Genomic DNA, 20,611 nt, shown 5'->3' with positions numbered 1-20,611 from the left:
ATCGCATGGCGAAGCGCAAGCCGAGCGAGCTCAATCTCCTGCTCGCTGTCGATAAGCCGGTGGGTATCACCTCTCACGACGTTGTGTCCAAGGTGCGTCGCGCCCTGGGCGAGCGCCGCGTGGGTCATGCCGGAACCCTTGACCCGCTTGCCTCAGGCGTCATGATCGTGGGCGTAGGCCAGGCGACGCGGTTGTTGGGGCGTGTCACCCTTGACCGCAAGCGATACCTCGCGCGCATCACGTTTGGGGCCGAGACCACGACCGACGATGCGGAAGGAGAGGTCACGCGCACTGCTCCCGCAACGGACGATCTTAGTTCTCGGCTCTTCGCCTCGAGCATCCTCAAGGATTTTCTCGGTGAGCAGGAGCAAGTCCCGCCGGCGTACTCCGCGATTTCCATCGACGGTGTGCGATCGTACAAACGAGCCCGGGCTGGGGAGGATGTCGATCTCCCAGCGCGCACCATCGAGGTGTATGCTGCCGACCTCGTGGCGATAGACGAGGTCGACGGCCATGTTGTTTGGACGGCTTCGTTTGATGTGAGCAAGGGGACGTACATCCGCTCCCTTGCGCGCGACATCGGCCGCGCTGCGGGCAACGCCGCCCACATTTCCGACTTGCGCCGTACCGCCTCGGGTCCCGTTACGGCTGGCATGTGCCTGCGCATCGAGGACCTGTCGTGCGAAGGTGCTCGCGCCGCCGCGCTCGATCCCGCCGTCGTGCTCGGCATGCCCGTGCGTACGCTCAGCGATGCCGAGCTTGCTGCCGTTCTGAATGGTCGCGCGATACCGAACCACTTTGCGGGAGGCTCTCTTGGGCGCCCGGCCGATGTTCCCATCGACACTCCGTGCGCGCTCACACACGGCGGCCAACTGCGCGCCATCGCGAGCTCAGAGGGCGATAGCCTACGCATGGAGACGGTCTTTCCCCAGGGTATCGAAGGTGTTGCGCAATGACGCGCGTACAGGACGCGGCTTCATCGCATACGGGCGCGCACATGCCCGGGGCGCACATGCCCGCGCGTGCAGAGCTCGCGCGCGACTTTCTCGTCGCCCCCCTTGCCTCTGATGCCGACGTGAGCGGTAGCCATACAACCGTTATACGTGTGGGTGACGATGCTTCGCCAGCGACGCCCGTGCCGTGCGTCGTTGCCATCGGGGCGTTCGACGGTGTCCACCGGGGTCATCTCGGCCTGCTTTCCCGCGCGCGTCGTGATGCAGCTGAGCGTGGGGTTGCTGCCATTGCCGTCACGTTCGACCCCGATCCGGATGAGGTGGTGGGTAAGCGTCCCGCACTCAAGCTCCTGAGTATCGCCGATCGCATCAAAACCCTTAGGGCGTCGGGCACGGGTGTGGTGGTCGTTCCGTTCACGCGCGAGCTTGCCGCCCTCGATCATGTGGCCTTTTTTGAGCAGGTCCTCGCTCCGTATGTGGACATCCGCGCGATACACGTTGGCGTCGATTTTCGCCTTGGCGCACGTGGCGCCTCGACCGTCGATGTCATTCGTGCCTGGGGTGCGAATCGCGGTGTTGAGGTTACGGGTCACGAGCTGCTTATCGATGGCGACGCACCCATCACGGCCACGCGCATCCGGCGCCTGATCGCCGCGGGTGACGTCGTGGCCGCCGCCGGTGAGCTCGGACGACGGTTCTACGTGCACGGTGTTGTTGCGCCGGGGCGCGGAGAGGGCACGGGAATGGGATTTCCCACTGCCAATATCGAGGTCCAAGCGGACATACAGATGCCCGCCGATGGCGTCTACGCGGGATTCGCGCGTGTTGGAGGCGAGGTCTGGCCCGCCGCGATCAACGCCGGCGTGCCCCCGATGTTTGCCGACTCCGCCGCGTCCGCCCGCCTCGAGGCCAATCTAATTGACTATCACGGTGACCTGTACGGTCGGGAGGTCTCCATCGCGTTCGATCGCATGGTGCGTCCCTCGCGTTCATTCGAGTCCATTGACGCGCTTATCCGGGCGGTTGAGGGGGATATCGCACAGATTGCGGCAGATTATGGTACGACGCCGGTGAGGATCGCATGATTTCTGAGGACGACAAGAACAAGGTACGTGACGCGACCGATCTCGTCGCGCTCATCCAAGAGACCGTCGAGCTCAAGCCGCGCGGCAACATCGACCTCTGGGGTTGCTGTCCGTTCCACGGCGAGAAGACGCCTTCCTTCCACGTGATCCCCTCCACGCAGGTGTGGCATTGCTTTGGCTGCGGTGAGGGCGGCGACGCGTTCACGTACGTCATGAAGCGTGAGAACCTGAGTTTTCCCGAGTCCATTCGATATCTAGCGGATCGCGCGGGCATCGAGCTCGAGGAGGAACGCACCTTCAAGCGTTCCGGCACCAAGCGCAATCGCCTTATCGAGGTCTGCGAGGCGACCGCCGAGTTCTACCATACCCTGCTCATGCGGGGTAAAGACGACCGCGGTCGCGCATACTGCAAGGGACGTGACCTCGATGCCGCCACCTGTCGCACGTACCACCTGGGGTTTGCGCCCGGCCATGGCGCGCTCGTGCGCTATTTGGGGTCCAAGGGGTTTACGCCGCAGGAGATGATCGATGCCAATGTGGCGTTCCGCAGTCGCAGCGGCGGGCTTGTCGACCGCTTCTTCGACCGCGTGATCTTTCCTATCTACGACGAGCAGGGTCGGTGCATCGCGTTCGGCGGTCGCGCGCTCGATAAGGAGAAGACGAACGCCAAATATCTCAACACGTCCGAGACGCCCATCTTCCACAAAGGCAAGAACCTCTATGGGTTCAACTGGGCCAAAGATCACATCGTGAACGCGAACGAGGTCATTGTGGTCGAAGGCTATATCAGTGCGATGAGCTGTTGGAAAGCGGGTATCGAGAACATCGTGGCCGTGCTGGGGACTGCGCTCACCGAATCGCACGTCAAGACGCTTACGCGCTTCACCAAGAAGATCATCTATATGTTCGACGGCGACGCCGCCGGGCAAAAGGCGGCTCGCCGCGCGATCCGGTTCATCGAGAAGGACGACATCGACCTGCGCTGCGTCATCCTGCCCGATGGTCAGGATCCCGATGACTTCGTACGCGCAAACGGCGGCGAGGCCCTGCGGGCGCTTCTCGATCAGTCCATCCCGCTCATGGACTTCGTCTTTGGAAAGCTCGAGGAGGAGAGCGATATCTCCACACCGGGTGGTCGCGCCAAGGCTATGCGCTCCGCGCTCGAGCTCATCTACCCGCTGCGCGCGAGTTACATGATCGACGGTTATTACATGCAGATCGCCGACCGCCTGGGACTCGACGTTGAAATGATTCGCTCGAACGCCGGCAAGGTGTTTCGCGAGGTTCAGCAGCGCGAGGAGACCAATCGCCGTCGCGAGCAGCAACGCGAGCGCGCGCAGGCGGAGCGTGAACGTATCGGTGCCGAGGGCGGGGGAGCGCCTCGCGCGCGCGGGAGTGAGACGATTGCGTCCGTCGGGAGTGCGCCTGCCGCTCCTGGAGCCACCTCCGCCGTCGACTATCCGCCATATGATGAGCCGTTCTATGAAGACGCACCGTACGATTACGTTCCGGATGCTCCCGATGTCGTTGGTGCGGAACCACCCGCGCGCAACGAGGACGCGGCGCTATCCATGCTCACCGACCTCGAGCGCCGTCAGCTCGCCTGCGAGCGTGAGCTGCTGACCATGCTCACCACCTACCCCGACGCGTTCAGGCCGTTTGCGGAACGCATCACCGAGGTTGAATGGGTCGATTCCCGCAACGAGACGATAGCCTGGTCTGTTCTCGCAACGCCCGAGGGCACGGGTGCCGCTGAGGTCATGTCGGCCGCACGCGCGGTGTGCCCCGAGGCGGCGCAGCTCGTGTCGGCCGGTATGATCTCGGCGACGAGCAGGCATCCTACAGAGACAAACATCGCCTTCCTGCTCGACACGCTCGAACTGTACACGGCACGTCGTCGCATGAAGGCCGCGCAGTCGCGCCTGCGGTCCAACAGCTCGCTTTCGAGCGATGAGCGCAGGGAGCTCGCCATCCAGGCAACACGGGATGCCGCGCGCATTCGAGAGCTCGAGCGGGCCGTTGAGGGGATAGCCGACCCCTTCCGGCAATAACGAGATTGTCAGAAAAGCGCAATCTTCTGGCACAATTGGGTATAGAACCGTGGTAAAGTAATGAATCCTATGTGCTAAGAAGGGAGCATCTGTGCCAAGAAAGACTCAAAGCACTGAATCCGCGCTGGACGCGACCATCGAAAAGCTGCTCAATCTCGGCTCGAAGTCCGGTTCCGTCACTGAGGACGAGATTCAGGTTGCCCTCAAGGATGTCGATGTAACTGATGCACAGCTGAGCTCTATCTACCAATTCCTCCGCGATCGCGGCGTCGAGATCGTCTCTGCCACCGAAGACGATGAGTCCGAGCTGGTTGTGGACGATGACGACCACGACGTTATGAGGGACGAGGATCTCGACGGGGACGAGAGCGACGAGGACCATGACCTTAAAATGGCTAAGCGCGCGGATGCCGAGATGGCCTCGACTAAATCGAAGAAGAAGGCTCGTACCGTGCGCACCACGCGCAGCCGTTCGCGCGCTCGCGGCATCGACGCCTCAACGGTCATGCTGACGGGTGACCCGGTTCGCATGTACCTTAAGGAGATCGGCAAGGTCGATCTGTTGACGGCCGCCGAAGAGGTCGACCTGGCCATGAAGATCGAGGCCGGCCTGGACGCTGCCGACAAGCTCGAAAAGCAGGAGGCTGGCGAGCTCGAGCTCACCCGTGCCGAGATGCGCCGCCTCATGCGTGTCGAGCAGGTGGGTTTGGACGCCAAGCAAGCGCTCATCTCCGCGAATCTCCGCCTGGTTGTGTCCATCGCCAAGCGCTACGTGGGTCGCGGCATGCTCTTCCTCGACCTCATCCAGGAGGGCAACCTCGGTTTGATTCGCGCGGTCGAGAAGTTCGACTACGAGAAGGGCTTCAAGTTCTCCACGTACGCCACGTGGTGGATTCGCCAGGCCATCACGCGCGCAATCGCCGACCAGGCCCGCACCATCCGTATTCCGGTCCATATGGTCGAGACCATTAACAAGCTCGTCCGCGTGCAGCGTCAGCTGCTTCAGGATCTCGGTCGCGACCCGACCCCCGAGGAGATCGGCGCCGAGATGGACATGAGCGCCGATCGCGTGCGCGAGATCCAGAAGATCTCTCAGGAGCCCGTGTCGCTTGAGACGCCCATTGGTGAGGAGGAGGACTCCCAGCTGGGTGACTTCATTGAGGACGCCCAAGCGGTCGTTCCCGCCGATGCCGCGAGCTTCTCCATGCTGCAGGAGCAGCTCACGCAGGTGCTCGATGGCTTGGCTGAACGCGAGCGTAAGGTTATCGAGCTGCGCTTTGGCCTGGTCGATGGCCATCCGCGCACTCTTGAGGAAGTTGGCCGCGAGTTTGGCGTCACGCGTGAGCGCATTCGCCAGATCGAGTCCAAGACCTTGGCCAAACTTCGTCACCCCAGCCGCTCCAGCAAGCTCAAGGATTACCTCGAGAACTGCTAAGTCAATACGAGAGCGCGTTCTTTTCGCCCCTTGCGAGCCCTGTGCTCCAAGGGGCGCTTTTCGTACTTGTCCTGGCGGGCGAGGGCCCCGACTCCCGTGATCGCAGGGGAGGGATTGCGGTGGCTCATCTGTATACAAAAAGACCCGCGAGAACGCGGGTCTGAAAATTCTGGCTCCTCGAGTAGGACTCGAACCTACAACAACGCGGTTAACAGCCGCGGGCTCTACCATTGAGCTATCGAGGAATTGTCAAGCTGCTCACGTGCTGTGCTCCTGAGCAACGAAGTTAATTATACGGAACGTCCCGCGTGACGCAAGCCCCAATTTTAAAAAAGTTTTTGAGCCGTGGATGGGCCATGGTCAGGAACCGTGGATGGCCTTGCTGATGCCTGTGCCTGCGCATCGATGAATAGCTGTAGGGTTTTGATGCCGTGCGCTGCGCATTTGTGCATTCTGCCGCGCTGTTCACAAGGAGAAGGGCCTGAATCTGTCGAAAGGTCGATATTGCGCGTGATTTCAGCGACGCGTAACCTTTATCTATATTGGCGACAAACGTAAGGTAGGGCATGTCATCGGTTGATTCATATCCGTTGACTACAGACAGCCGCCCTACCAACGGGTGATGATTTCCTCGGCGCTCGAAGATGAGCGTTCGCCAAGCTGTAGTTGCTTGGATGTGTTCGTCTCATATGGAGGTAGACATGTTTGTCTGGTGCAGGTGTTCGCGGGTTTCCTAATGGGCCAGCTGCCCTATGTGCTTGATGGGCGCCTCATCTGCCTCATTGCGTCTGCAATTTCCGCTGCATGCTGGTCTTGGGAGGGGATTATCCTTGCGAAGGGGTGCGGGGGACGTGACGATGCGGGACCATCGGGCGTCTCCCGTGTTTTTGACGCGCGTCGAATGCGCATGGTGCCGGCGTTGTTCTTTTGCATCGGATGTTTACGGCCTCTCGCCATGATGTGGTGCTTTCCCCATTTTGCATGTGGGGCTTTGTGGGGAACGCAGGTTGTGGGGAATCCGATGGCGAGCTTGGGGCTCGTGGCATCCGTGATAGGCGTCGGCATGTGGGTCGTTCGAATTGCGCGGCCTGGTGTTGGAAGTCCCACGGGAGTATCACGGCGTTACGCATGCGCCCTGCTGGGCTCATATGCATCGGGCGAAGTCGCCTCCTATGCGGCTTCGTGTGCGATTCCTCTAAGGGGGCCATTTGGAGAGCTTGCCTCCTATGGTCTGTGCATGGTTCTGGTTGTGGCGGTGATCGCCTGCGTGTTTGTGGTCTGGCGGCATACGGGACAAGAAGTTGTGGAAAGCGGAGCCGACGAATCGTCTTTGGAGTTGGACGAGGGAGACGAGCGGCGGCATGAGCGACTGGCTGAGACGTACCACCTGACGGAGCGCGAGACAGTGTGCCTTCTCCTTGCGCTGGATGGGATGACCTCCGCTGCCATCGCGGAGCGATTGGGTATCAAGGCTCCGACCGTTCGTGCGTATCAGCAACGTGCGTACCGCAAAATGGAGGTCGCCTCGCTCGCAGAAGCACGCGAGCTGGTCGCCCGGCAGGCTCGAGCTGCCACGTGGGGAGTCCTATGCGAGATCGTCTTCGCGTCGGCAATTCCGGGATTTTTGGGCTGCGCTGCCATCGTGTCCATCGCGCTCTGTGCAATCTCCTCGTCCATCTCTTGGATGTGTCATCACGATGCCGGAGGGGCGGCAATATCGTCTGTTCCCGTCGCCCCCACGTCTCCGGGCGTGACGCTTGACGTTCTCCATGTTGTCTACTTGGCGCTGCTTTCCCTTATGATCGGCATTGCTTGGGAGGAGGTGTGGCGCTCGGCCTCGCCGCTCAGCTTCGCACCGCTCATGATGCCACTGTTCGGATGCATCATCGTTGTGTGCGTTGGAGGGCTACGCTCCCAAGGGGTGGGGGCCACGCGCCAGCTTCTCAGCGGCACGCTGGTGGTTGTGTTCGCTGCGGAATCAGGGCAAGCGTCCGTCGCCCTCTTTGGCACGTCCGTGCTTGTAATCTACCTGCTCGCATTGTCTTTACGCAACACGGTGCGGATGTCGGCTCGTGGGTTGCCACTCTGTGCGCTGTTTGGGGTGGCGGGCATCCTCGGCGGTGGCAAGGTGACGAATGTGTACGCCGACCTCTCATATGCTCAGTTTAGAGATGTGGTTTTCGGAGGATACGCGTCCATGGGAGATGTCGTACCGGCGAGCGGCATGGGCGATGTCAGAACCGCGATGCTCGTGGTGATTGTCACCTGTCTGACCTTGTTGATGCTTCTGACCGTGTGGGCGGGTGTTCGGCTTCTTGCTGATGCCCGTAATGAGCGCGATGCCGCGGCGCTCCTCGCTTCTCACAATGCGGATCGTTCTCGGTTGGAGAGTTACCTTGCAGGTCGAGGCCTCAACTCTGTCCAGGTTGAAGTTGCGCTGCGTATCGTCGCGGGGGAGTCGGGCCCACAGATCGCCCGCGCGATGTGCTATTCAATCGGCACCGTCAACTCCGCCCGGGATGCCGCCTATCGACTGCTACGCGTTCATCGTCGCGCCCAGCTTGTTGCTTTGCTGCGAAGGGATGCGGGGCTTTAAGGCACTGAACAATGTCCTTCTCGAGTGTTTCCACGCCGTGCGCGCCTGTCATCAGGCGCACACGGCGTATTCATATCCTTTGATGGCAGACGAAGCCGTTCGCGACTCCTATGTTCCTTGTCGACGTATGACCGCGATGCGCGTGCATGAGCCGCGCTCGAGGAAACACGGGGAAAGGAAGGCCATCGGATGTCTGAATTGCTCAATGGCGGGTGTCGTGCTGGTAGGCCAAGGCGCAAGCACACTAGACGCAAAAGATGTGCACTGTTGATGCTTTTGGCGATGTGCTTGGCCGCTGCATGTGCATGGGAAATTAGCTTCGTGTTTGGAGGGCCATCCTCACGTCTAGAGGAGTTTCCCAGGCGTTCGCAGGAGCTCATCGTCGCGCCGCTGTACCAAAACCCGGAGTTTCCATCGGGATGCGAGGCGTTCTCGCTCGCAATGTGTCTGCGTTCGATGGGGTATTCGGTTGAGCCTTCCGCGCTCATAGACACGTACATGCCGACCGACCCCACGTGGAGCGATTTCGTCAACCATTTTGCAGGCGACGTGCGGAGTTCCGGCAGCGCCATGCCGCCCGCCGTGGTAGTTTGCGCAGATGCGTATGCGGCTGCCGTGGATGCGCCACTCCACGGCGTTGAGCTCACCGGGTGCTCCTTCGATGAGGTCGCAACGGTTGTCGAACGTGGGTACCCCGTGCTCACGTGGATCACGACGGATTTCGAGTCACCGCGCTTTTCCACCACGGGCACCCACAGGTCGCCATCTTCGCATTTTATGCGCTCCGCGCGAAATTCTATTCACCATGTTCGACATCCGCCATACCGTGTACAATGGACAAAGACCTTTAAGTGCGTACGAGATACCACAAGGACCATCAAGCGGGGCGCCCGCGCCCAGCATATATGCCTTCCTGTGATGCTCGCACGCCAAGCGGTCGGGCATTATTTTTTTGACCTGCAATTGTCGCAGGTCAAGAGTGTAAGGAAGGAGTTCGAGAGCATGTCTTCACCTAAGGCCGTCATCATGGATGACACCGCGATCAACCGCGCCATCACCCGCATTGCGCACGAGATCGTCGAGAAGAACGAGGGCGTTGAGGACCTCGCGCTTGTGGGTATCGTGACCCGCGGCGATTTGCTCGCAAAGAAACTCGTGGACGAGATCGAGCGTATCGAGGGGGTGCGCGTCCCGCTGGGAAGCCTCGACATCAGCTTCTACCGCGACGACTACCTCACCAACTTCGCTCCTGCGGTCCACGCCACGGACATCGCGTTCAACCTGGATGCCAAGCGCATCGTGCTCGTGGACGATATTCTCTACACCGGCCGCACCATCCGCGCCGCCCTCGACGCCATCATGGACCTGGGTCGCCCCAGCCGCGTCGAGCTCGCCGTCCTCGTTGACCGCGGCCATCGCGAGCTGCCCATCTGCCCCGACTTCGTGGGTAAGAACGTCCCGTCCTCTCACGAGGAGAACGTCCGTCTGTATCTTGAGGAGGTCGACGGCCGTTCCGCCGTCGAGATCTTCGACGTCGCGCCGGGTGGCCACGTTGGCTCCGCGCCGCTGGGAGGCGAGTAATCCGTGTTCAACAACCACAAGCACCTCATCGACATCTCCGAGTACTCCGATACCGAGCTCATGACGATCCTGCAGACCGCCAAGGCGTTCTCCGAGGTCAATGAGCGCACCATTAAGAAGGTTCCGACCCTCAAGGGCAAGACCATCGTCAACATGTTCAACGAGCCCTCTACGCGCACCCGCAGCTCCTTCGAGCTGGCCGAGAAGCGTCTTTCCGCGGACACGCTGAACTTTGGCGGCTCCTCCACCTCCACGGTGAAGGGCGAGAGCCTCATCGACACCGTCATGACGCTCGACGCCTATAAGATCGACTGCATCGTCGTGCGCGACAAGCACGCCGGTGCGCCTCACATCGTGAGCCAGGCGAGCCCTGCCGTCGTCATCGACGCCGGTGACGGCAAGCACGGCCACCCCACCCAGGCGCTGCTCGACCTGTACTCCATCTGGGAGCGCAAGGGGAGCTTCGACGGCCTCAAGGTGGGCGTCGTGGGCGATATCGGTCACTCCCGCGTGTGCGGCTCCCTCATCCCCGCGCTCAAGATCATGGGTGCCGAGGTCACGGCCGTGGGTCCCAACACCCTCATGCCGCCCCGTCCCGACATCCTGGGCGCCGACCATGTGTCGAACAGCCTCGACGATGTCCTTCCCGATCTTGACGTCGTCTACATGCTGCGCATCCAGCGTGAGCGCCTTGAGGGCGCGCCGTTCCCGAGCGAGCGCGAGTATCACCGCCTCTACGGTCTCACCAAGGCCCGCGAGGGCCTCATGAGGCCCGATGCGATCGTGTGCCACCCCGGCCCGATCAACCGTGGCGTCGAGTTCGACTCCTACATGCCCGACCATCCGGAGCGCTCCGTCATCCTCGACCAGGTGTACGCCGGTATCTGCGTGCGCATGGCTGCCCTGTATCTGCTGCTTGGAGGTGCCGATAATGGCCTTGCTTCTTAAGAATGCCCACGTCGTCGACCCTGCCGTCGAGCTTGACGGATGTGTAGACGTGCTCGTCGAGGGCGACAAGATCGCCGCTGTCGGCGAGAACCTCACGTGCGATGCTGCCGAAGTCATCGATCTTACCGGCAAGTATCTCGTCCCCGGTCTGGTGGACATGCACGTGCATCTGCGCGAGCCCGGCTTTGAGGCCAAGGGCGACATCGAGTCCGAGACCGCCGCTGCCGCGCGCGGTGGCTTCATCGGCGTGTGCTCCATGCCCAACACCAAGCCCGTGACCGACAACGGCGTCGTGGTCGAGTACATCAAGTCCGTCGCCGCCGCCAAGGGCCACTGCCGCGTGTACCCCTCCGGTGCCATGACGAAGGGCCTCAAAGGCGAGATCATCTCCGAGATGGGCGATATGGTCGAGCATGGCTGCGTGGCCTTCACCGACGACGGCCATGGCGTCCAGGGCGCCGGCATGCTGCGCCGCGCCATGGATTACGGCCAGATGTTCGGTAAGGTCTTCATGAGCCACTGCCAGGATGAGGACCTTGTGGGCGATGGCCAGATCAACGAGGGCGCCGTCTCCACGCGCCTGGGCCTGCTCGGTTGGCCGGCGGAAGGCGAGGAGCTCCAAATCATGCGCGACATCATGATCGCCGAGCTCACCGGTGCCAAGCTGCACATCCAGCACATCTCCACCGCCAAGGGCCTGGATATGGTGCGTGCCGCCAAGGCCAAGGGTCTGCCCGTTACCTGCGAGGCTACCCCGCATCACCTGTTCCTCACTGAGGATGCCATCGACGGAACCTACAACACGTGCTTCAAGGTCAACCCGCCGCTGCGCACCGCCGCCGACGCCGAAGCACTCATCGCGGGCGTCATCGACGGCACCGTGGATGCGATCGCGACCGACCACGCCCCGCATTCCGATTGGGAGAAGTCCCGCGAGTTCGAGCTCGCTCCGTTCGGCATGACCGGCCTCGAGACCGCGCTCGGCCTGGTGATCACCAACCTGGTCAAGACGGGCAAGATCACCTTCGCCCGCATGGTCGAGCTCATGGCTATCGAGCCCCGTAAGATCCTCGGGCTCGATCAGGTCACGATCGCCGAGGGCAGCGTCGCCGACCTCACCGTCTTCGATGCCGATGTCGCTTGGACCGTGTCTGAGGACGATTTCGTCAGCCACGCCAAGAATTCCGGATTCAAGGGCGCTGAGCTCACCGGTCGCGCCACGGATGTTTTCGTGGGTGGAAAGCGCACGCTCGCCAACGGCGTCGTTTGCTAAGATAGCTGTATCTGCATAGCGCGGCCCCTCGATTTGTCATTGCGGGGCCGCGCGTACATCTTGACCATGCACCGCATGGGGAGGGGAGCATATATGCCGAATCCTTCACCTGCGCGCATGCACGATTTCGAGGTCGTCACGAACGAGAAGATCGCCGATGGCATCTTCTCGCTCGTCATTTTGGCCCCGCGTCTCGCATCCGCGCTCAAGCCCGGCCAGTTCGTCAACGTTCGCGTGCCCGGCGATGCCAGCGAGCTGCTGCGCATTCCGCTGAGCTATGTCGCGGCTGATCCGCAGGCAGGTACGGTAGAAATCTGGTATGCCGTTGTGGGTAATGGAACGCAGCGCATGTCGGAGTGGAAGCCCGGCTTTAAGAGCGACCTTCTTGGCCCCGGGGGCCATGGCTGGTGCGTGCCCGAGGATGCCAGCCGGGTGCTCGTGGTGGGCGGCGGCATCGGCGTGCCGCCGGTGCTGTGCCTTGCGCGTGATCTCGCGGCGGCGGGTGTTGCCGTTGACGCCTGCGTGGGCGCGGCGACGGCCGACAAGCTCGTGGGCGTTGAAGACTTCGAGGCTCTGGGTTGCGGCACGGTTCGCGTTGCCACCGACGACGGTTCTGCCGGCAGCTGCGGCTTCTGCACCGATCCCGCTGCCGAGCTCTTGGCCGCCGGCGGGTACGACTACGTGGCCACATGCGGTCCCGGTGTCATGATGAGCAAGGTCGCCCAGGCGGCAGCGGATGCCGGCGTGTATTGCGAGGCGTCTCTCGAGCGCATGATGAGCTGCGGGTTTGGCGCCTGCAGCACGTGCAACGTCGAGACGACCTCCGGCATGCAGGGCGCCTGCATGTGCGGTCCCGTGTTCGATGCATCCAAGGTGGTGGTCTGGTGAGCCAGGTGAATATGGCCGTCGATTTCGGCGGCGTCAAGATGAAGAACCCCATTAACACCGCGTCGGGGACGTTCGGCCAGGGGTGGCAGTTCTCCGAGCTCATGGACGTGAGTCAGCTCGGCGCCATCACCACCAAGGGTTGTGCGGCGGAGCCCTGGCCGGGCAATCCCGCACCCCGCATGACCGAGGTCCGCGGCGGCATGATGAATTCCGTGGGCCTTCAGAATCCCGGCGTGGAGGCCTTCGCGCGCGATTACGGTCCATGGCTCGACGAACTCACGGGCAAGGGGACGCAGGTGATCTGCCAGGTTGCCGGTCACTCCACGGAAGAGTACGTCCGCGCCCTCGAGATGTTCGATGAGCTGTGCCCGTGGGCGGCTGGCTTTGAGATCAACGTGAGCTGCCCCAACATCGCAGCTGGCGGCGCCGCCTGCGGCTCGACCCCCGATGGCGCCGCGGAGGTCATGCGCGCGTGCCGTAAGGTGACCGATCGCCCCCTGTTCGTGAAGATGGCCCCCGTTCGCATTCCCGAGATCTCCCGGGCGCTCGAGGCGGAGGGAGCTGATGGCCTTACCGTCATCAACTCCATTCCCGGTATGGCGATCGATGTGCATACGCGCCGCTCCAAGCTCTCCAAGCCCACGGGTGGTTTGTCCGGCCCGCTGTGCCATCCCATCGCGGTGCGCATGGTGTGGGAGGCCGCCAATGCGGTCGATATTCCGGTCTGCGGCGTCGGTGGCGTCATGACCGGTGAGGATGCCGCCGAGTTCATCTTGGCCGGCGCTTGCTGCGTCTCGGTTGGCATGGCGAGCTTCGTCGAGCCAGACGCCTCTGTGCGCATCCTGCGCGAGCTCGAGGAGTGGGCGGAGAGCCAGGGCGTTCGTGATATCAACGAGCTGATCGGAGCCTTTGAATGCTAGAGGCGGACGCCCGCGACCGCGTTATCGTCGCCATCGACTGCGACCGTACCCGCGCCCTCGAGCTTGCCGATGCCCTGTCCGGGCACGCCAAGTGGCTCAAGGTGGGCATGACGCTCTTTTATGCCGAAGGTCCGCAAATCGTTCGCGAGTTCAATGAACGTGGGTTCAAGGTTTTCCTGGATCTTAAGTTCCACGACATCCCGCATCAGGTGCGCGGAGCCGCTCGTTCTGCCGCGCTCGCCGGTGCGAACCTATTGTCCGTGCATGGTTTGGGTTCCGGTGCCATGCTCGCGGCCTGCCGCGAGGGGGCGGAGGAGGCTGCCGAGATTCGCGGTAGTCGTCCCAAGCTCGTTGCCATCACCGTGCTCACGAGTATGAACCAAGATGCCCTGACGCAGATCGGCGTCGATTCCCCTGTGGCCGATGAGGCCGCCCGTCTTGCGTCGCTCGCGCAGGCCAACGGCATCGACGGTATCGTCTGCTCTCCCATGGAGGCACGGGCAATGCGTGAGCTGTTGGGGCCGGATGCGCTCATCGTCACGCCCGGGGTCCGTCCCGCTGGTGCGGAGCTCGGCGACCAGTCCCGGGTTGCAACGCCCGCTCAGGCCATCGAGCGTGGTGCGAGCCATATCGTGGTGGGGCGTCCCATCACAGGGTCAGAGGACCCCGTTGCCGCATACGAGGCGATCGTCGAAGAGCTGGTACGGGGCGTGAAGTAATGATGGAGCGGGCACCGTGCCTGTCCAAACGGTGTCCGCATAGCCTTTAAACAGGCATTTCTCGGTTCTTTTCTCCGTTTTGCTTGCATTTCGCCAGTGCATGGACTACCCTAAGGAGCCGTTAAAGGTTCAAATGCGCACGTAAATGCCCATATTGGAATCTTAATTCGTATGAGTAACCCGTTATTGGAGGTACACATGGCGCTTCCTCAGCTCACCGATGAGCAGCGTAAGGCCGCTCTCGAGAAGGCCGCTGCCGCCCGTCACGCCCGTGCCGAGCTTCGCGAGAAGATCAAGAAGGGCGAGACCACGCTCGAGTCCGTTCTTAACTCCGACGACCCGATCGCCTCTCGCATGAAGGTCTCCACGCTCATCGAGTCCCTTCCTGGTTACGGCAAGGCCAAGGCCGCCAAGATCATGGACGAGCTGGGCATCTCCGCCACCCGTCGCGTCCAGGGCCTCGGCGTCCGTCAGCGCGAGCAGCTCATCGAGCAGCTCACCAAGTAAGTGGGTCTCATCGAGCCAAAGCTCTTTGTGATTTCCGGGCCGTCAGGCGCAGGGAAGGGTACGCTGGTCGCGCGCGTTCGCGAACAGATGCCTAACCTGGGTCTGACGGTTTCCGCTACCACGAGAGCTCCGCGCGCCGGCGAGGTGGACGGCGTGAATTACTATTTCCTGACCGACGATGAGTTCTCCGCTCGGATTGAGGCCGGCGAGTTCATCGAGTGGGCACAGGTGCACGATCATCGGTATGGCACGCTTGCCAGCGAGGTCGAACGCAATCTGGCCACCGGTCAGTCCCTCATCTTGGAGATCGACGTGCAGGGAGCGCTCGCCGTCAAAGAGCGGTTCCCCCATGCCGTCCTCATCTTCATCGAGCCCCCGTCGCTCGAGGTTCTGCGTGAGCGCTTGATCGGCCGCGGATCGGAAACGTCTGAGTCTCTCGAGCTTCGCCTGCATACCGCCGAGAGCGAGATGCATCTGCGTGATCGCTACGACGAAATCGTGGTAAACGATGACCTCGATCGCGCGACTGAGGAGCTCATTGCCGTACTGCATCGTCACGAAAGGAACTGATTCCAGTGTCTGTTGTGAAGCCCGCCATCGATGACTTGCTGGAGAAGACCGACCACAACCGGTTCCTTCTCTCCGCTCTTGCGTCCCAACGCGCAAGCGATATCAACAACATGTTGCGCGGCCAGCACAATCGCGTGCTCGCTGTTCAGGATACGGATGACCTGACCGTGCTGCTCTCTGGCAAGGACACCATCTCCATGGCCATGGAGGAGATCGTTGATGGCACCATCTCCTATGACCACGCCCGCTATGAGGCCGCCCTTGGCCACATCGACCCGTCGGAAGCGTAGATGGCCAGCCGCGTTTGCCTGGTGCACTATCACGAGATAGGACTCAAAGGCAAGAACCGAGCTCGGTTCGAGCGCATCCTCATGGACTCGTGCAAGGCGGCTTTGGCCGCCTTTTCCGTTTCGTGCGTGACGCGCATTTCCGGGCATATCCTCATCACCTTCTCCACCAAGGGCGAAGCCGAGCGCGCCATGCCGCTGATCGCTCAGGTTCCGGGTGTCGCACGTTGCTCTCTCGCGTTTCATACCAACCGTGAGCCCTCCGAGTACTGTCGGGCGGCGATCGACGCGCTTGCAGAGTTCGGCCCGTTTGACACGTTCAAGGTTGCCGCCCGCCGATCGAACACCGATTACGAGCTCACGAGTATGGACCTCAACCGACAGGTGGGCGAGGCGCTTTGCCTCGCGTATCCCGAGAAGAAGGTCCAAATGCGCGAGCCCGATGCCACTGTCCACGTGCTGGTCGTTCAGGGCAGCGTCTATGTGTACGCCAAGAGCATGCGGGGTGTTGGCGGCCTGCCCCAGGGTAGTGCCGGCAAGGTCGTGACGCTGCTCTCCTCAGGTATCGATTCTCCAGTCGCCACGTGGCAGCTCGCCCGTCGCGGCGCGGTTGTGGTGCCCATCCACTTCTCAGGTCGTCCACAGACCGCCGATACGAGCGAGTACCTCTGTCAGGACATCATCGAGCAGCTTGCACCTGCGGTGCAGATCGGTCGCATGTACGTGGTGCCTTTTGGCGACTGCCAGCGCGAAATTTCGCTTAAGACACCCTCCGACCTACGCGTTATCATGTATCGCCGCGTCATGTACGCGGTGGCCGAGCGCATTGCGAAGATCGAGGGGGCAAAGGCGATTGTCACGGGCGAGTCGCTGGGACAGGTTGCCTCCCAGACGCTCGAGAACATCATGGCCGTAAACGAGATTGTGGACATTCCGGTTTTTCGTCCGCTCATCGGATCCGATAAGCAGGAGATCATCGAGCGCGCCAAGCAGATCGGAACGTACGAAATCTCCTGCCAGACGGCGCCCGATTGCTGCACCTTGTTCATGCCCCGCCGTCCCGAGACGCATGCGAAGCTCGACGCCGTTCACGAGGCGTGGAACATGTTCGATCACGAGACGATGATCGATTACCTGGTTGAGCACGTCGAGTACGTTGATTTTACCGCTCCCGTCTATAAGCGGCCGCGTGCGATGCGCGAGCGTCATGACGAACTGGCGCCGCGTTTTCTCCGTCCGAAGGCCGATGCGCCCGAAGACCTTGCAACGGAATGATTTCCATGCTGCCGTAGGTAGGCTGATGCGAACGGGGTTGAGACGATATGGTCGTTTCGACCCCGTTCTGCTTTTGGAGCCATCCCTACCGAGATCGCGGGCCCTCCCGCCCTTGGTCCCATGTCCATCCCATCGCGAAGCCCTTGCCTTTTGCGGGCAGGAACCTTGCCTGACGTGTCAGTCGCGTGCCTGAGCCCTCAACAGAGCATTGAAGACTTTCTAAAAAACTCCCGAACTCATCGTGCGAGCACTGCAACGATGGATGGGGGAGGTGGTGACATGGCTCAGGTTGAAAAGAAGCGTGTGGCCCTCGCAACGCGCGTCGCGCTGTACCTGCGTCAGAGACCGATCGCGTGCTTCGCATTCGCTCTGGTGACAGGACTGGTACTGGGGTCGGTTGGACTTGGGATGCTCTTTGCCGGGGGAGTCGCGAGAGATGGATTTGCCTCGGCTGATGGGGTTGAGATACGACGCGATGTCGACTCGGATAAAGGCACTGACATCGATTCTGGGGACACGGATGAAACGGAGGCCGATGGTGCGGGAGCCGATGGGGAAACAGGGGACTCGCTCGACGACATCATCGTTGATGTTGCCGGGGCGGTAACGGAACCAGGCGTCTTTGAACTCGAAGCGGATGCGCGTGTGGGCGACGCGATCGCCGCCGCGGGGGGAGCTCTTGGCGACGCTGATTTGTCGCGAGTTAATCGCGCGGCTAGGGTATCGGATGGACAGCAGATCTACATTCCGCGTGTTGGTGAGGAGCTGTCCGAGAGCGCGCTTGCGGGCGGATCTTCATCGGGAGATGGCGCGTCGTCGACGGGAGACGGAGATGCGGGTGGCTCCCTCGTGGACATCAATACAGCAGGCGAGGCGGAACTCGACGAGCTGCCGGGTATAGGGCCCTCGACAGCGCGTTCAATCATAGAAGACCGCGACGCGAACGGACCCTTCTCCACCATCGAGGATCTTATGCGTGTGAGCGGCATAGGGGAGAAGAAGTTCGAAAAGCTCAAATCGGGCATCTGCGTGTGATGGCGATGCGCGGGGGCGTAGTTGAGAAGCCCGTACGTCCGTATATTCCGCCCACGGCCTTTTTGGCGATCGGGTCATGTGCATCCGCCGCATGCGTCATGCAGATAGGTTGGACGCGGCGGGCACAAGTGACGGTTGCGCCTTGGGGCACCATCGGGGCGTTGGTCGTTCTTGGATGCGCACTGGCACTGTTCGCATGGCGTTTCATAGCTCGTTGGGAGGGGACCGCTCATGGAGATGACGAGGGGTCATTTCCCGGTCGCTACGTGCGTCTTTCGCTGGTGTTTGCCGGCGTTGGGTGTGCGGTTGCTGCTGCGATCTCGGGCGTGGAGCTCGCCGGTTGGGAGCATCGCCTGCACATGGCGGGGTCTGCATCGGTAAGCGCCTGGCAGTTCGTCACCATAGGAGACCCGAGTCTCGGCGAATACGGGGCATCCTCAACTGTCGAGTTGGTTGACTCCGGTATCCCTACCGGCGTTCGGCTAAGAGCGACCACGGGACGCACCGTCGAATCCGGTGCGGCGCTTAGGGTTGTCGGGCACATCGAGCGGTTGGAAGAAGGTGATTGGGCACGCGGGAGGTTCATGAGGGGCGAGGTGGGAGTTCTCGATGTCGCCACGGTTTTGGAAATGGAAGAGAATGCGTCTAGCTCGCCCGTCGCTGTGGCGCGCACCGTTGCGCTTTCCATCCTTGATTCAGCGTGCGGTCCATCCCGGGCCTTGCTGGCTGGTACGGTTTGCGGGCGCGTGACGGAGCTCGCGCGGGAAGACGCGTACGATGCGTTCTCTCGCTGTGGCCTCACGCACCTTGTCGCCGTGTCTGGGAGTCATCTGGCTTACATCTCCGCGATGCTTGAGATGCTGCTGCGGCGCTTACGCTGCGGGCGCGCGGCAAAAAGTGCGGCGCTTCTGGTAGTCATGGCGCTGTACGTGATGTTCACCGGGGGTGCGCCCTCTGCGCTCCGGTCGGTCTCGATGGTCGGGCTGGCTACGGCAGCAATCCTCGGTGGGCGTCGATCGCACGCCCCCTCTGCCCTCGCTCTCACGGTGACGGCCCTCGTCTGGCTCAATCCGGGAGTTGTGTACGATCTTGGGTTCCAGCTCTCGGCGCTCAGCGTCTTGTTCATCGGGGTGCTTGGCCGGTATGTCTCGTATGCCCTCGCGTGCCTTCGCCTGCCGGCCGCAATTGCCGAGCCGCTCTCCCTCTCACTTGTCGCGCAGTGGGCGACACTCCCTGTAACCCTGCCGGTGTTCGGTGAGGTGTCGCTCATCGCGCCATTGGCGAATCTCGTTGTGGGGCCGGTGATGACGGGGCTGCTGATGGCGGGTCTTGGAGCGACGGCAGTCGGGGAGGTGGTGTATGGCGTGGGTGTGCTTGCGGATGTGCCGGAGGCGTTGATCGCTCGTGTTGCCGATGCGGTCTTGTGGCTGCCCGACGCCCTGGCGCAGCTCGCCATCTTTCTCGCGCGGCTCTTCGCCGCCGTTCCCTTTGCATCGATGACGGTTGTCGCTCCTTGGTGGTTGCCGGTACTTGCATACGGTGCGGCGATTGTGGTCTATGTGAGGTGGCGCGATGCCTCGGCGCGTCGAGTCTCTTGCATCATCGGTTTGCCGGCGTTGCTGCTCGTGGCGCATATCCTGCGATGGTCGATGTACGCCCCGGCACAGGTCGCGATTCTTGACGTGGGACAAGCCGATGCCATTCTCATTCGCGATGGCTCGAGGACCATGTTGGTCGATGCGGGCGTCGACAATGCCGTCGTAGAGGCGCTCGCGCGAAACAACGTGTATGCGCTGGACGCGGTGGTCGTGACACATTGGGATCGCGATCACTGGGGCGGTCTCCCCGATGTGCTCGACGCCATGCCGGTCGGCCAAATCGTCGTTGCCTGCGGCGCATCCGCGCATGCGCCTTCCGAGCTCTCAAGCGTCTCTCAAGAGATTGTCGAGGTGCAAGTAGGCGATGTGATCCGTGTGGGGGAGTTCGCCTGTAGGGTTGTATGGCCCCAGGGTTTGGTCTCTGGTGAGGAAAATGCCGACTCCCTCTGCTTGGACGTATCGTATGGCAATGGTGAGGGGGCGAGTCTGGACATGCTTCTTACGGGTGATACGGAACAAGATGAGCTTGCGGAATACGCGGATGAGGTGGGGGATATCGACGTGCTCAAAGTGGGTCATCATGGTTCGGAGATCGCTGTTGCCGAGAAGCCGCTTGAGCTGCTGGATCCCGAACTCGCTGTGGCGAGTGCGGGCGAGGGGAATTCCTACGGCCATCCCGATCCGGTGTGCGTGTCACTGCTCGAACGAGCCGGTGCGCGTTTTCTGTGCACCAAGGACGTGGGCGATGTGATCATTCGTCCGGGAAAGACGGGTCCTGTCGTTAAGACCCAGGGGATTCAATGACGGGAACGAGGAAGGTGAAGGGCCGGAATGCCGGTATTCGGCATCCGAGGAACTCTTCAAGGTCCGCATCGGGGTATAGTTGATGA

At 61.9% G+C, this 20,611-nt stretch carries 17 protein-coding genes, 1 tRNA gene and 1 pseudogene; 18 read left to right on the top strand and 1 reads right to left on the bottom strand.

Annotated elements, in window-relative coordinates:
* The first annotated feature begins 5 nt into the window (after positions 1–5).
* From truB to rpoD, 4 genes are all read left to right on the top strand, one after another.
* The gene (truB, locus tag ACX9NZ_RS04890) at positions 6–956 is read left to right on the top strand and encodes a tRNA pseudouridine(55) synthase TruB (RefSeq protein WP_118653700.1); all 951 of its coding nucleotides are present in this window, start codon (positions 6–8) and stop codon (positions 954–956) included.
* Complete coding sequence (gene ribF / locus ACX9NZ_RS04885) at positions 953–2,038, top strand: riboflavin biosynthesis protein RibF (RefSeq protein WP_294123636.1); 1,086 nt, start codon at positions 953–955, stop codon at positions 2,036–2,038. Before truB ends, ribF begins: the two co-directional genes overlap by 4 nt.
* Complete coding sequence (gene dnaG, locus ACX9NZ_RS04880) at positions 2,035–4,089, top strand: DNA primase (RefSeq protein WP_294123638.1); 2,055 nt, start codon at positions 2,035–2,037, stop codon at positions 4,087–4,089. The genes ribF and dnaG overlap by 4 nt, the downstream gene beginning before the upstream one ends.
* Positions 4,090–4,180: 91 nt before the next feature.
* Positions 4,181–5,524: an RNA polymerase sigma factor RpoD gene (gene rpoD / locus ACX9NZ_RS04875; RefSeq protein WP_118653698.1), complete on the top strand. Its 1,344-nt coding sequence runs from the start codon at positions 4,181–4,183 to the stop codon at positions 5,522–5,524.
* Positions 5,525–5,694: 170 nt separating this feature from the next.
* Here rpoD and ACX9NZ_RS04870 read toward each other — a convergent pair.
* A tRNA-Asn gene (locus ACX9NZ_RS04870) sits at positions 5,695–5,769 on the bottom strand.
* 992 nt (positions 5,770–6,761) lie between these two features.
* Between ACX9NZ_RS04870 and ACX9NZ_RS04865 the strand changes: the two genes are divergently transcribed.
* The 14 genes and pseudogenes from ACX9NZ_RS04865 to ACX9NZ_RS04800 all read left to right on the top strand — a co-directional run bounded on the left by ACX9NZ_RS04865 (position 6,762) and on the right by ACX9NZ_RS04800 (position 20,525).
* Entirely contained in the window at positions 6,762–8,120 is a 1,359-nt protein-coding gene (locus ACX9NZ_RS04865) for a LuxR C-terminal-related transcriptional regulator (RefSeq protein WP_407495454.1), read from the top strand.
* Between the two features lie 189 nt (positions 8,121–8,309).
* Positions 8,310–8,888, top strand: a pseudogene (locus tag ACX9NZ_RS04860) (C39 family peptidase); the annotation flags it as partial.
* A gap of 234 nt (positions 8,889–9,122) precedes the next feature.
* Positions 9,123–9,701: a bifunctional pyr operon transcriptional regulator/uracil phosphoribosyltransferase PyrR gene (gene pyrR, locus ACX9NZ_RS04855; protein ID WP_118653695.1), complete on the top strand. Its 579-nt coding sequence runs from the start codon at positions 9,123–9,125 to the stop codon at positions 9,699–9,701.
* Positions 9,702–9,704: 3 nt separating this feature from the next.
* On the top strand, positions 9,705–10,649 hold the full coding sequence (locus tag ACX9NZ_RS04850) for an aspartate carbamoyltransferase catalytic subunit (protein WP_118653694.1): 945 nt from the start codon (positions 9,705–9,707) through the stop codon (positions 10,647–10,649).
* Positions 10,633–11,922, top strand: coding sequence for a dihydroorotase (locus ACX9NZ_RS04845; protein ID WP_407495450.1), 1,290 nt, complete (start codon positions 10,633–10,635; stop codon positions 11,920–11,922). Before ACX9NZ_RS04850 ends, ACX9NZ_RS04845 begins: the two co-directional genes overlap by 17 nt.
* Positions 11,923–12,039: 117 nt before the next feature.
* Positions 12,040–12,810 carry a dihydroorotate dehydrogenase electron transfer subunit gene (locus ACX9NZ_RS04840; protein WP_118653750.1) on the top strand — a complete coding sequence of 257 codons (771 nt, stop codon included), beginning with the start codon at positions 12,040–12,042 and terminating at the stop codon, positions 12,808–12,810.
* 11 nt (positions 12,811–12,821) lie between these two features.
* The gene (locus ACX9NZ_RS04835; protein ID WP_199588902.1) at positions 12,822–13,730 is read left to right on the top strand and encodes a dihydroorotate dehydrogenase; all 909 of its coding nucleotides are present in this window, start codon (positions 12,822–12,824) and stop codon (positions 13,728–13,730) included.
* A complete protein-coding gene (pyrF, locus tag ACX9NZ_RS04830; protein ID WP_118653691.1) occupies positions 13,724–14,449 on the top strand; it encodes an orotidine-5'-phosphate decarboxylase in 726 nt (241 codons plus the stop codon). Before ACX9NZ_RS04835 ends, pyrF begins: the two co-directional genes overlap by 7 nt.
* A 198-nt stretch (positions 14,450–14,647) precedes the next feature.
* Positions 14,648–14,956: an integration host factor, actinobacterial type gene (mihF, locus tag ACX9NZ_RS04825; protein ID WP_118653690.1), complete on the top strand. Its 309-nt coding sequence runs from the start codon at positions 14,648–14,650 to the stop codon at positions 14,954–14,956.
* On the top strand, positions 14,957–15,526 hold the full coding sequence (gene gmk / locus ACX9NZ_RS04820) for a guanylate kinase (protein ID WP_118653689.1): 570 nt from the start codon (positions 14,957–14,959) through the stop codon (positions 15,524–15,526).
* Positions 15,527–15,531: 5 nt separating this feature from the next.
* The gene (locus ACX9NZ_RS04815; RefSeq protein WP_118653688.1) at positions 15,532–15,816 is read left to right on the top strand and encodes a DNA-directed RNA polymerase subunit omega; all 285 of its coding nucleotides are present in this window, start codon (positions 15,532–15,534) and stop codon (positions 15,814–15,816) included.
* Positions 15,817–17,088 carry a tRNA uracil 4-sulfurtransferase ThiI gene (thiI, locus tag ACX9NZ_RS04810; RefSeq protein ID WP_302743116.1) on the top strand — a complete coding sequence of 424 codons (1,272 nt, stop codon included), beginning with the start codon at positions 15,817–15,819 and terminating at the stop codon, positions 17,086–17,088.
* A 279-nt stretch (positions 17,089–17,367) separates the two neighbouring features.
* Positions 17,368–18,123 carry a ComEA family DNA-binding protein gene (locus tag ACX9NZ_RS04805; RefSeq protein ID WP_302743118.1) on the top strand — a complete coding sequence of 252 codons (756 nt, stop codon included), beginning with the start codon at positions 17,368–17,370 and terminating at the stop codon, positions 18,121–18,123.
* 128 nt (positions 18,124–18,251) lie between these two features.
* Positions 18,252–20,525, top strand: a complete 2,274-nt coding sequence (locus ACX9NZ_RS04800) for a DNA internalization-related competence protein ComEC/Rec2 (protein ID WP_407495444.1) — start codon at positions 18,252–18,254, stop codon at positions 20,523–20,525.
* Positions 20,526–20,611 lie beyond the last annotated feature (86 nt).

Source organism: Collinsella sp. BM28 (genome assembly GCF_054551995.1).
Note: the sequence above shows the minus strand (reverse complement) of the source record. Positions and strands in the feature narration are given on the sequence as shown.